The organism is Flavobacterium sp. LM5 (assembly GCF_002017945.1).
Taxonomy (GTDB): Bacteria; Bacteroidota; Bacteroidia; order Flavobacteriales; family Flavobacteriaceae; genus Flavobacterium; species Flavobacterium succinicans.
Map to the genome: position 1 here is coordinate 149263 of NZ_MUFX01000004.1, position 13398 is coordinate 162660.

Consider the following 13398-nt stretch of genomic DNA (forward strand, 5'->3'; position numbering starts at 1 on the left):
TTCAAAAAGTAAAAATAAAAAGTCTTTGCGGTTAATTTTTTTACCACAAAGAAACACGAAGAAGTCACGAAGCAACACAAAGATTACTACTGCGCTTTGCGTTCCTTGCGTAACCCTTTGCGAACTTTGCGGTTAAGTTTTTACCACGAATATTTTAAGACTTATTTGTACTTCCATTTTACTAAGCTATAACACATTACAACTTAAATGCCCTTATATGCCTTATATGTTTTAAAAAATTGGTTAACTGTTTAATCGTTTATTCTTGGCGTCCCTTGCGTAACCCTTTGTGAACTTTGCGGTTAAATTTTTGTGCCCTTTGTGGTTAAGTTTTTTCAGCTTTTAAAAACACTAAAACGGATACCCAATCGCCAAATTAAAAATCAAATTTTCTTTTCTCCACGCTCCATTCCCCAAGTTGATTTGGTCAATAACCCAGCGATTGCCTTCAGGCAGGTAAGGTTTGCGAAGCGGGAAAGCAAAATCCGTTCGGAGAACCAAAAAATTAAAGTCAAAGCGCAATCCAAGTCCAGCGCCGACTGCCATTTCTTTCATGAAGTTTTTAGAAAATTTTGCTCCTGGCTTGTCTTTGTTTTCATTGAGCAACCAAATATTTCCTGCGTCGATAAAAGCGGCACCTTTCACAAAGCTAAACAGCGTAGTGCGGTATTCGGTATTGAGTTCTATTTTAATATCTCCTGATTGATCCGCCAAAAAACCATCCGTATTTGCCGCTTTATCAAGAAAACTTCCCGGCCCAATAGAACGCGCTCTAAAGGCACGAATACTGTTGGTTCCTCCAATAAAAAACTGCTTGATAAAAGGCATTTCTTTCGAATTTCCAAACGGTAAAGCGGTACCAACTATAATCCGACTCGCCAATTGGGTTTCTTTTCCTAGTTTTAAAAAATGGCGGAATTCATTTTCGAATTTCACATATTGGCTGAAAGGCACGCCAAAGACTTTTAAAGCATCTTTTTTATCAATATTAGCACCAGCAATCAAACCCGTAACTGCTGCCGATAAGTCTACTGTACCTTTGTAATAGATGGTGTTTTTCTTTCTTTTCTGTGCCGTGTTAGAGTAGGTGTAAGAGTAAGTAGGGCCAAAAATAAGTTGGCGCTCAATTACTTTACCTAGTGAGGGATTTATATCTACTTCATTAAGATACAATTCGGTTACGTTTTGTGGTCGGGCAAAAATAACTTCACCTAAATTAAAAGTATGCTCACGTCGGGCATTCTCTTTCCAACTGTATCCAAACAGTGCTTTAAAAGTTTGTAAGGTGTACAATTGTTGGCGCTCTTGAAATTCATACCCCAAAGTAGCTTTGGTTTTTGGGGTGAATCGGTCTGTCATTTTGAAACGGATAGGTGAAATCATTCTCGGCCAAATTAAATTGGCTTCGGTACCAATACGATACACGTTAAAACCTTGATTTTGTCCAGAAATTTGAACCTCAAAACCGCCAAAAATAGAAACGGAAAGCAGTTCGGCCGCTTTAAATGTATTGCGGTGACTCCAATTGGCATTCAATTCGGTTCCTTGATAGTTGGCAGAATTGCTTTTGGCTAAGAGTTCAAAACGCAAGGACTTTTTTTCCAAAGGCGATAAAAAGTAATAGGTATCCAAATAATTTCCTGTTTTCAAAGAAGGCTTAAACTCATTTTTCACCATTTTGAAGGTACCCAAATTCACCAAACGATTCAGTGATAAATTATGATTGGTTCTGTTATAAACATCGTCTTTATTGAAGAAAAGCGAACGATCAAAAATAATGGGCTTGAATAAGGAATCGGGATCAATAATGGTAAAATCACGGTATTGTGTTACCGCTTGAGTAGTATTGCTCAGGGTATCTTGTCCTAAAGTATAATTCGGATAGATCACAATATTGTTAATCTTGTAAATGGATGTTGCTTTGATCGGTGTTTCGTCTTTCACTTTGATCAACACATCAATTTCGGCTCGACCTACGGTAGAATCTACTTGAATTTTGAGGTAGTCAGGACTAAAATAGTAAAATCCTTGTTCTTTAATTCTCTCATCAATTCGAATTCGTTCTTCCTTAATAGTCTCTAGGTTGTAAATGGCTCCTACTTTCAACAAACTTCTTTTGGCTGTAGCTCGTATGGCTTTGGATAGGGCCGAAGAATCTTGTGGAAAAATGATTTGTTTAATTGTAAAGGGCTTCGACGGGTTTACGGTATATACGGCTCGAATGGTTTTACCTTTTACGAGAGTATCAACTTTGGTTTTGGTGTTAAAATAACCTTTGTTTTCAAGGTGATTTTGAAGCACCAACCGATTGTATTCTGGATCAAATTTGGCATTTAAAACAGGTGCTTCTCCAGCTTTGGTTCTCAGCCAATGGCGTAATCCTTTTTCTTTTTTTGGTGTTCCTGCGAGATTGTAAATCGCTAATTTTGGATACCAACCCCATAAAGATTGGTTAGGAATCGGACGGGTGAGTGCGTTCAATTCCGCTGTCAATGCTTTCTTGTTTTTTGATGAACTTTCTCCTTCAATAATCACTTTAGCCCCAGTGTACAGCAATTCGCCTTCTGCCAAATTTTTAGTAGGAGAGCAGCTTTGTAATGCTAAAAGAGCCACTAGAATGAATACTATTATTTTGTTCATCTTCTATTTCATTTAAGGGTTAAAAAATTATTTACTTTTCTGAAACAATTCTTTAAACTTGTTGTAATCCATGGTGATAATAAAAGAAACCCCAGTTTCTAGTACTTCCCCTTGAAGTGCCACCTGATATTTGTTGATACGATAGCCTCTTATTTTATAACGACCATCTTTGGTAATTTGATAATCAATAGAAACATCACCAGCAATATTGGTCGCTTTTTCATTGGCTTGTTGATTGCCCTCCAATCCAAAACTGCTACCGACAGTTATTTTCACCCGATCTTTGAATAATTTTTTGGAGATGCCTATGTTCAAATCGGTTCTTTCATCTTTACTGCCTGACGAATAATCTTCGGTGGATTGAACATCAAAATTCAATTCGACTCCTTTGATCAAATCGCCAGCAAGATTGTTCAATTGGTTCGACAAAATTTTACTTGCGCTACCTCTTGCCATCGATGCTGCCGAAAAACCTGACTCGCTCGACAACGGATTGTCACCGATAAAATTACCCAACACCAACAAGGCAAATACCTGTTTGTTCATGTCGTTGGGTTCTTGACGCAATTGTTCCAGTTTGGCTTTGGTCGTACTCATTACTTTGGATGAAACGGAATTGTTATCAGGCAGCGTGATGTCAAAATCGACCTCAGGTTTAAGGATCTCGCCTGTAATTTTCAATTCGGTTTCAAACGGAATTTTTTCTTTAAAAGTCGTTTTTTCGGTTTCAGAGAAATTACTAATTTCATTCAATACCAAATCAATCGGAGCGGTATTTACTTTATAAACGGCTGTTACATTCACATCGGCATCCATTGGATCACCTTTCCATAAAATATAGCTTCCTTTTTTGATGTCAAATTTTCGTTTGATACCACTAAAAGACAATTCGTATACCCCTTCATCCAATTCATATTTACCTGTTAAGGTTGTTTTACCCGATTCGTCTATACCACCACTTAAGTTGGCTTTTCCTTTAGCTTTGACATAATCGCCCGTTGTTTTATCCATAATCAAGGTCAATTCTGCCTCTTTATCGATCACAATATCCATGGAAGCATTGAATCCCATAATCTCACTTTGATTCAAGTCTTTTGCGTTAGCTAAGGCACTAGCTTCTGTAGGATGATCTTGGTCTATAAATTCGACTATTCCTTCGCGATCGGAAATGGATGGATCTGATTGTGGTACGACTATGGTGAATTTAGTTTCTTTATTCACCTGAATTACTCCCGCTATTTTTGGGTTTTTCGTATCGCCTTGAATGGTGATGTGATTGTTTAAAAACAATTCACCGTAAAACAAGTCGTTGTCAGTGGCTTTAGAATTGATGGCTTTGAAATTATCGGCTTCAATGCTAATATCAAAAGCCATATTTTTTCCAACTTCGGTTTTTATGGCACCATCAACTATCAAATTATTACCTTTTTCATCTTTAATGGTCAGATGATCTAGCATCAAGTTTTGTCCATCATAAGTAATGGCATCATTAAGAGAATGAAAAGTAGCATTGAGTGGTTTTACCTTAAAACCTACCTGATTGAATTGTAGTTTTCCATTCATCACACTGGCGTCCTTGTTTTTGGAAGCTTCGAAACTACCCGACAAAAAGCCAGTGCTTTGTGTTAACTGTCCCATGGCAAACCCTTGAATACTTTTCATATTCAATTGGTCTAAAGCTAGTGTAACTCCGTAATCACCGGATTTACTTTCATAATTTCCCAATAACGTTGCCTTATTGTCTTGTCCGGTTAATGTTACTTCGGCTAGATAAAGGTTTTCGTTTTCATTTTTTACTTGAATAGAAATAGTTCCAACGGTATCTTTCTTAAAACTAAAATCTTCAATTTTGATATCCGAAGTAAAAAGAGGTTGGGTGATGCCTTTTTTAAGAAGTACTGCTCCATTTACGTTTCCGCTCATTTGCCAGTCGTCTTTCTCGACCATGCTGGTGAGCGTGCTGATATTAAAGTTTTCAAAAGCAATTTCGAGTGGTGCATTCGGAACTTCGGATTGTGACGCGATGCGGATGTTGCTGTCTTTATTTTCCAATCCAAAATCAGAAACCGTAAGACCTTTGGGCGATAATCGAATGAGATTGTTTTCTGGTAGCGCCCAGTTTTCATAGTTCAAAAGCACGCTGTTAGGTACAAAATGCAGTAAAAGTTCGTCCTTTTCGCTATTCATAGCTCCAGCAAGGCTATAGCGCTCTTTGTTATTTATATCTTTTACTTGCAATGCATAATCGATTTGATTATTAGCCACTTTTCCAGCGAACACCGTCATGGGCAATTGCATTTGAGGATTGGTGATTGCAGCAATTTGTAGTTGATAGTGCAACGCTTTATTGGCAGTATTTAAGTCGAAAGTAGCATTGGTAATTACTTGATCGCCGAGTGCTAATTTTGGAACCTGTATTTGTAAGGCTAAGGAATCAGAAACCGATTGGTAATTTCCACTAATTGTAACAGGCGCCATTTCTTTTAGATTTGGTACCAATTGTCCAAAAATCGGACTTTCCTTGGTGGCGAGGTGGAAAGAAAATTGCTGAGCAGGCCCAGGTTTGATGGTTTTGATAGGTTGGGTGCTAAAGTAGGAGCGGAGGGAACGCTCAAGTGCTCCACCAATAGCAGTCCATTGAAAACCGCCCTCGATTGAGGCTTGAAGGAAACCAGTGTCAAGCGTTAAAGTCGTTTTTTCGGCATTGGCTGCGGTTTGTATAGCAATAGAATCTATCGGAAAACTGCCTTTTTCGTTGGTCACCACCAAATGATGTGCAGTGACTGTACCTGTTAAAAAATTCAAATCGGCGGCAAGTATGGAGGCATCCATTTCTCCTTTTAACTTTAAGGGGCCGGCATGGAGGTGTAGTTTTTCTAAATCGGCAATATCCAAATTGAGTTTTACGGTTCCTTTTGGAAATTTATCTTTCCAATCTCCATTGGCGTCAATTTTGGCGCTCAAGTTGGCATCATTGATTGTGGCATGTGTAGTATAAAATCCGTTGTTGGCGGTAGCGGAAAAACCAAAATTTTGATAGCTGTATTGGTTATACATCACATTAGAAATAGTTCCAGAGGCCTTAATTTTCGCTGTTTTTGGATCGAATCCCGTTCCTATGATCTTGGTTTTAGCTGAAATTTTACCTAGCTCTTTTTGCTGTAGCAGTCGCCCTAAGTCAAAACGAATCCATTCGACTTGTGCGTTATATTTGGGTTGATTTTTTATACTTTGATCGAAGGAAGCCTTTACTTTGGCGGATCCAAAACTACTTTGTAGGGCCAAATCGGTTAAAAACGAATGCATCGTTCCTTTAAAACTTCCTTTGGCACTGAGCTTTGAAGGTAAAGTCACGTTTTTTGGAAGACTTCCTTTTGGAGCGAAAACCGCAATATCTTTGGCAGTGGATTCAAAATTTTGCAAAGCAATATCAAATTGTGCTTTGTCCATATCGGGCAGTCCAAGGATGCGTCCACTAGCTTTTAGTTTTGTTTTTCCGATGCCGCTGAGTTCGAGATTTGGAATTTCGAGGCAATTTAATTTGCCCGAAACGACACTGTTTAGGATCAAAATGTCATTTGGATTACTATCAAATGGGTTGGTTTTTGCCAATTGTGGCGCCAGTAGCAATACATCTTTAAAACCTAATTTGCTATTGCTAATGTTGGCTTTAATACTTATTTCTTTTGGATTTTTAGCCACTTGAGCAATAGAAGGATACCCAATAAGCACCTCATTGCGCACTACCGTTTGAGGAGTTTTGAGATATAATTTTTTCAAATAGCTGTTTCTAGGACCGTAGAAAAAATCGGTATGCAAGGAGTCGATTTGCAAACCACTTTGTTCTTTTCCTGCAAAAGCTACAATGTTGGCGGCAATAGATTGTGAAGTGTAATGGAAATTCTTGGCTTTGAAATGGCTGTTTTTTAATTGCAAATGATTAAAATCTAAACCTTTTGTAATAGGATTGACATTGTGATTGTCCCACTGAAAAAACAGTTGTGCCACTTCCGTTTGTTTGATTTTTACCTCCCACGCATTGGGTTTTGTTTGTGGAGTTTCTGTAGAGGGAGCAGCTATTGAAGTAGTTTTTCCTAAAGATACTGCGCCTCGCAAATTCTCGAATTGGGTTTTGTTGATCACCACTAATTCATTAGCCAAATCCAACAGTTCTAGTTTGGTGTACCAACGTCTAAAGGAAACCTGTCCTTTCATTTTTTGGCTGCTCTCGGCATAGTCTACATGCACTTTTTTCAAATCAATTTCACCTACCGATACTTTCCACGGACGATTTGGAGGTAAAACAATCGCGTTTGGCGCAATTTTTTGTAGTGAAGTAGTTAGCGTTTGGCTAATAGTAGCCGTCAGACCCACAAGATTGATTTTTGGAATAGCCACTATTTGATTTTCCAAATCGAAGGTTTGGAATTGCGTATCAAAATGCTTGATTTTTATATTGGTTTGCAAAGGATCTTTGGCCTGTTGATAGACCAAACGCACTTGATTCAACTTGATTTTTTGCAAGACGATCGCCATAGCATTGGAGGAAGTTTCCTTAGGTGGATCGGTACTTTCAAAAGCCTTAAGGATATAGTCGAAATTGAATTTTCCGCGGTTATTTTGGTCCACTTTAATCGTGACGCCATCTAATGCAATACTACTGAACGTTAGTTGATTACTAGCCAAATCCAGCCAATTGATGTCCACGTTGAGTTCACGACCTGCAATTAAAGTATCTTTTTTTTGGTCGGCCAAAAAGAGGCCTTTCACACGAATGGGTTGGAACAATCCAAACGAAAGGGTATCGATTTGGACAGTCGTTTTGATTTTATTTTGCAAATAGGCAACGGCCTGATTTTTGGCGAATCGTTGCACAAAAGGTAAATGAATCAATAGAAGCAAAAGCAAGAATACGCCCATAATTCCAGGAAGAATTCGGCGTATAATGGCGATGCTTTTTTGTAAATAGGGTTTCAAATGGACTTATTTTATCATAAAAGTACTTTTTTTAGTGGGAAATTGCAAGTTGACGATTTGGAAAGGCATACAGTATTCCAAATTAGCAATTTTTTATTTGTTAACAACTAGAAAAATAAGCCTACAATAGTATGCAGTACAATTGTAGGCATAAAAGTATTTTTAGCGACATGGATTTAAAACAAAAAATAGGAGATAAAGTCAAGATTATCAGAGAAGAAAGACACTTGACTATTGAGTATTTAGCCAACATTTCGGATGTGGATAGAAATTATATTTCAGACATCGAAAAAGGGAAACGAAATGTTTCTGTAGAGATTTTAGAAAAAATAGTGCTGGCGCTTGGAACCGATTTAGGAACATTCTTCAATGATGAAAAGTTTAAAAAAGTCTAGCCTACAGACATTTTAGCTGATTCTTTCCATAAATAATTTGGCATGGGTTCATTTAATTCCCATTTGATACTCATTGGTTTTGAACCTTCGTATTCTTTAAAAATTCCTTTACCAACAAAAACATATCCATTTGTGTTTTTAAACTCGTTTGTAGATTTCTCTCGAACAAATAAGAGTATCATTTTCCCCAATTTTTCGTGATTAATATAAGTTAATCCTTTTCCGCTATCATTTCTTGTTTGATTTTGAGATTGCCAATGAAATAAACTTTCACTAATAGCATAATCGTCGTAAAGTGTTGTTGGGGAGTAATCTTCTTCAGATTTAATTAGATCTATAAAAAGAATTTCTGTATTTATCTCTTTGTTTTCAGCAACACCAACACCAATTGCGTTTGAAGATCTTTTTTCAAAAGTTGACATTCTGAATGCTACCAAAATTTGATCTCTGGTATAACGAGCGTGCAACTTTAACGGCTGTTCATAAGGAAGTTTAATATCAATTTCTTTAAAACCAATTTTATCAATTAGTATTTCTAAAACTTCAACAATTTCATTTACAAGTATTTTATTTTTTCCAATTTGAATTATACTTTTTTCTAAAGAATCAAATCCTGCGGCACTTTGCCAAACGTCATAATGTAACATCAATAACATTGTTTTTTCATTCTCGTTAAAATCATTTATTCTAATATTAAAACCTTGTTTTGCTATTTGTAAAATGAAATTGAAATAACTTGTGGAATTTGTAGATAACCACTTTTTACCAATGGCTGAATAAATTTGCTTTTCATTAATTGGTTCAAAATCATCAATCACTCCTGCTTTTTGACATAATCTTGACCAACTGTCTTTTTTGTAAATTGTTTCGATTGACAAATGATTTAAACTAATGAAATTTTCTAATGTTAATGGCAAGGTGGTTTGATGTTTGAAATTTCTAATCTTTGCTATCAACTGATTTACATTTAAAGATGTTGCTCTTTTGATATTTTCTAAAATAGTTTCTTTTGCTTTCTTTTCTAAAATAACTGAACATCCTAAAGGTAAATGAGGGAAATCATCTTCTATTTCCTTCTGAACAGATGTCGTTGTTTTGCCGATTAGAGCTCTAAATTTACTTTCAAAATCATATTCAGGTCTTGAGTTACCTACGAAATCTAAAACAGTCAAACAATCTTTTCCTTCTGCTAAACGCAAACCACGTCCTAATTGTTGAAGAAAAACAGTTAAACTTTCTGTTGGCCTTAAAAACAAAACAGTATCAATTTCTGGAATATCAACACCTTCATTGAAAATATCAACTACAAATAAGTAATTGAATTCTTTTTTCTTGAATTGTGCTCTAATTCTTTCTCTTTCATTTGAATTTTTACTCGTTAAACATTCAGCTTTTATTCCCGCTAAATTGAACTTTTCTGTCATAAAAAGAGCATGCTCTTGAGTAACACAAAATCCAATAGCTCTGACATCATTTAGGTCGTTTGTGTATTTTTCAAGATTTGAAATTATTTGTCCAACTCTCACATCGTTTTTTGTGTATAAGCTTGTCAACTCACTGGCAACATACTTTCCTTTTTCCCATTTCACGTTTGTTAAGTCAATACTATCTGTTATTCCAAAATATTGAAATGGACATAATAATTTTTTGTTTAGTGCTTCTGGTAGCCTAGTTTCAGCAGCAATACGATTGCAAAAATCTTCCAAAATATCTTCACCGTCCATTCTTTCAGGAGTAGCTGTTAGTCCCAGCAGCACTTTCGGCTTGAAGTAATTAATTATAGGGCGATAGGTTGCGGCTGAAATATGATGTACTTCATCAACTATGATAAAATCATAATAATCAGGTGAAAGTTTGATGTCTTTAAGTCTATTATTCAACGTTTGAACCGAAGCAAAAACATATTCATTTGAATAGGGTTCTAATCCGTCAACCCATAAATCACCGAAATTGTTATCTTTTAAAACGCCTTGAAAAGTAGCTTTTGCTTGCTGCAAAATTTCTTTTCTATGTGCGACAAAAAGTAATTTTGAAGATTCATTATTATTTCTGAAATTTTTATAATCGAAAGCAGAAATAACTGTTTTTCCTGTCCCTGTTGCAGCCACTAAAAGATTTCTGTATCTATTGTGTACTGACCTTTCCACTTCTAATTTTTCAAGTATTTCACTTTGATAGGGGAAAGGTTTAATATCAAAATAAGAAGTTGTAAAAGTATATTCTTTTGAAAATTTCCCTTGTTTTAAAGCTTCAACTAATTTTACGGAATGAATATTTTTATCATATAATTCAAATTCAGCATTTTGCCAATAGGCTTCGAATGTTTTCTTGAACTTGTCAATGATATGACCAACTTCTTTGGTAGTCACTTTTAAATTCCATTCTAATCCATCAGTTAATGCCGAACGAGAAAAGTTGGATGATCCAATGTAGCCTGTATGGAAACCCGTTTTTCTTTGAAACAAATACGCTTTCGCATGTAATCTTTCATTACCAGTGTTATAGGATACTTTGACTTCTGTATTTTTTAATGATGACAAAAACTCCACTGCTTTTGCGTCCGTTGCTCCAATGTAAGTAGTTGTGATTACTCTCAATTTGCCACCTCTTTCAGTAAATTCTTTTAGTTCTCTTTCAAGAATTCTAATGCCTTTCCATTTTATGAATGAAACTAGTAAATCAATTTCATCCGATGATAAAATTTCTTTTCTTAATTCACTTTCTAAAGTTGTGCCTGAATTGCCACCTGTAAATAGTTCACTATGAATTAATCTTGTGTAAGGTGTAATTTCTTTTAGATGTAAATCTAAATCAGTAAAGTGGCTATCCACTTTGGTAAATACAGCTTTCAATATTTTTCCTTCCGTTTCTATCAAATCATCCTCAAACTCTTCCTTCTTTAATTCATCTTTTAAAAATAAAATGATTTTATTGGCGATCTCAATTTGAGTTTCAAGTATGTCATCACCTTTGATTAAATTAAAAGCTTGCTTTATGGTTTTGCCGATATGTTGTGATAATAATTGAGCAGCTTCTGCTTTGTCAATTGAAGTTTTCTTTACCTGAAAAGTGTCTTTATTTAATTCGTTTAATTTATAGTTAATCAGTTTAGTAACTAATTCTTCATACAATCCTTGGTTCATAGTTCCAGTTTTAGAAATTCTTCAACAATCGGTAAATCAGCTTCAGCCCAATCTAAATGCAAAAGTTCTGATTTATCAAGTAGTTTATAATCTTTATGTTCAGTTAAGATAATCTCTCCCGACACATATTTTGATAAAAATGGTATCAAATTAATGGTGAAAGTTCCATAATTATAAATACTATTTGATAATTGTCTTACAACTTCAATTTCAATATTGATTTCTTCTTTGATTTCTCTTTTTACGCACTCAATTTCATTTTCACCTTCTTCTAATTTTCCACCTGGGAACTCCCATTTTAAAGGCAATTTCATTTTTCCACTTCTTTGAGTGACTAGTATTTTGTTGTTTATCTTTATGATTGCACAAGTTACATTTATCATCATGTATTTTTTTTAAAATTAGATAATCTTTTTGATTCAAATTTTGAAAAGTGATAAATTATTGATTTAATTTTATAAGTCATTACTTAATATATTATTAATTAAATAAATATCGTCATGAACTATCTTTCAAACATTAACTGGCCTTTCATCGAAGCCTATTACCCAAATTATTATTCTTGTGAGGCTATTTTATTGAGTGATATTCTTATGAGAAAATTGGAGGGTGAAGTTATTGATGCAAACGATGAAGCTTTGATTGAAGTTTGGGACATTAAAAAGGAGTTACTCGAATTGGATAGTATCATTATGGAAAAGGCCATGAAAAATTATTTTGCTATTCATTATTCTGAATAGAATAAGTTATAATTTAAAATAAACAAATAACGCTTCTCCATTCCCAGAGAAGCGTTGTTTGTTTTGTTTTTTTGTGAACTATAACTTCACAATAGTCAAAGCGGATGTTCTCAGTATCTATTTTTTAACTGTAGTTTTTTCTTTTACATTTTTTTTAGTAACTACTTTTTTAGCTTTTCTACTAGCAATAAAATCACTAATTTCTTTTCTCTCAAGATCGGTTAAAGGTGGGCTTTGAATGATAAAATCCACACCTTTGGGTTCTTTTATGATATTCATGTTTTTACGATTTAAAATATTTTTTTACTAATTTTTTTGCTGCTTCGGTTTCAATAATCATTCTTTGATTTTTAAAATGATAAGCACCTAAATTTTCTTCGTAATGTTTAATTAGGTTTGTTTTGGCGGTAAATGCTACAAAACCATCAAATCCTTTTTGGAAAGAAACTTTACAAGCATAAGCTACTAGATTTCCTGCAACACCCTCGTACAGTTTATCTTTACCAATATTAAAAGGAGAACTTTCAAGTAAATTCATATAAATATGGTCTTCTTCAATAGTTATACTTAGAAGACCTTGTAAAATTGATGCGTTATTTACAATAGTTAGTTTGTAAACTTCTTTTTGTAAATCTTTGAATTCTAATTTCCAATCAAAATTCCATCCATTCTTTTTGGTTACATTTTTTAAATCAGTTGTGGTCAATCTGCTAACTTCAGTTTGAAAACTGTCTCCAGAGATTGTATTCAAAATTGAATCTGTTAATTTGTCAATTATGAAATCTTGCACTAATTGAATTTTATTGCCCATACCTCAAAAATACGAAATAATTTGAGTTAAACGAATAGTAAATTAGCTATAAACTACTATGAAATAAAATATACAGTGAGCTTCTAATTATATTGTATAATACCGTATCGTCACAAAGTATAATACAGAGTTTGGTTTTAAACAAAAACGCTTCTCCATTCCCAGAGAAGCGTTATTTATTTAATGTTATTCGAAACCTTATTCGTTCTGGCTAGCCCCGGGAGTAGTGGCATCCTTTGTGGCCGGGGTTCGGCTACAAAGATAGAACGAATCACGGGAGGGAACGTTCTTTCGATCCTTAGGCGGGCTGCTCCCAAAAAAGAATAATCGATAGCGTTATTTCAATATGTTAATTAGGTTTGTTTTAGCGGTAAATGCTACAAAATCATCAAACTCTTTTTGATAGAAACTTTACAAGCATAAGCTACTAATTGCTTCCTTTAAAGATACTTCTCAAAAAACGGTTTATCTACAATAAGAAATATAGAAGAGTAGAGTAGGAACCATAAAATAGTCATCACCAAAAAGCCCCAATCGCCAAGGGACCAACTAAAAACAAACATCCAAGTTTCGTGTTGGTAGATGGGGTTAAAAGCTTGCCAATAATCGCTAGGGCCTCCGCTGGAAAGCAAGAGTACAACTGAGGACACTACATAAATAACAAGTACTGTCAGAATTGCTGTTAGGATTAT

Annotated in this window: 8 protein-coding genes; 2 read left to right on the forward strand and 6 right to left on the reverse strand. The window is 34.9% G+C overall.

Annotated features, from left to right (window positions below):
* Window positions 1-351: 351 nt before the first annotated feature.
* Together BXU11_RS12900 and BXU11_RS12905 are read right to left on the reverse strand one after the other, a co-directional pair.
* Window positions 352-2640: a BamA/TamA family outer membrane protein gene (locus BXU11_RS12900; protein ID WP_189318533.1), complete on the reverse strand. Its 2289-nt coding sequence runs from the start codon at window positions 2638-2640 to the stop codon at window positions 352-354.
* Between the two features lie 27 nt (window positions 2641-2667).
* Window positions 2668-7617 carry a translocation/assembly module TamB domain-containing protein gene (locus tag BXU11_RS12905; RefSeq protein ID WP_078212818.1) on the reverse strand — a complete coding sequence of 1650 codons (4950 nt, stop codon included), beginning with the start codon at window positions 7615-7617 and terminating at the stop codon, window positions 2668-2670.
* 170 nt (window positions 7618-7787) lie between these two features.
* Here BXU11_RS12905 and BXU11_RS12910 point away from each other — a divergent pair, with 170 nt between their 5' ends.
* Entirely contained in the window at window positions 7788-8012 is a 225-nt protein-coding gene (locus BXU11_RS12910; RefSeq protein WP_078212952.1) for a helix-turn-helix domain-containing protein, read from the forward strand.
* Here the strand turns inward: BXU11_RS12910 and BXU11_RS12915 are convergent.
* Together BXU11_RS12915 and BXU11_RS12920 are read right to left on the reverse strand one after the other, a co-directional pair.
* Window positions 8009-11155, reverse strand: a complete 3147-nt coding sequence (locus tag BXU11_RS12915) for a DEAD/DEAH box helicase (protein WP_078212819.1) — start codon at window positions 11153-11155, stop codon at window positions 8009-8011. The genes BXU11_RS12910 and BXU11_RS12915 overlap by 4 nt on opposite strands.
* Window positions 11152-11541 (reverse strand): (deoxy)nucleoside triphosphate pyrophosphohydrolase, encoded by a 390-nt coding sequence (locus tag BXU11_RS12920; RefSeq protein ID WP_223253734.1) that lies wholly within the window; start codon window positions 11539-11541, stop codon window positions 11152-11154. Before BXU11_RS12920 ends, BXU11_RS12915 begins: the two co-directional genes overlap by 4 nt.
* 114 nt (window positions 11542-11655) lie before the next feature.
* Here BXU11_RS12920 and BXU11_RS12925 point away from each other — a divergent pair, with 114 nt between their 5' ends.
* The gene (locus tag BXU11_RS12925) at window positions 11656-11895 is read left to right on the forward strand and encodes a hypothetical protein (RefSeq protein ID WP_078212820.1); all 240 of its coding nucleotides are present in this window, start codon (window positions 11656-11658) and stop codon (window positions 11893-11895) included.
* A gap of 117 nt (window positions 11896-12012) precedes the next feature.
* Here the strand turns inward: BXU11_RS12925 and BXU11_RS17870 are convergent, their stop codons facing one another.
* Window positions 12013-12174, reverse strand: a complete 162-nt coding sequence (locus BXU11_RS17870; RefSeq protein ID WP_189318534.1) for a hypothetical protein — start codon at window positions 12172-12174, stop codon at window positions 12013-12015.
* A 4-nt stretch (window positions 12175-12178) separates the two neighbouring features.
* Window positions 12179-12685 (reverse strand): hypothetical protein, encoded by a 507-nt coding sequence (locus BXU11_RS12930; RefSeq protein WP_369803212.1) that lies wholly within the window; start codon window positions 12683-12685, stop codon window positions 12179-12181.
* Between the last annotated feature and the right edge of the window lie 713 nt (window positions 12686-13398).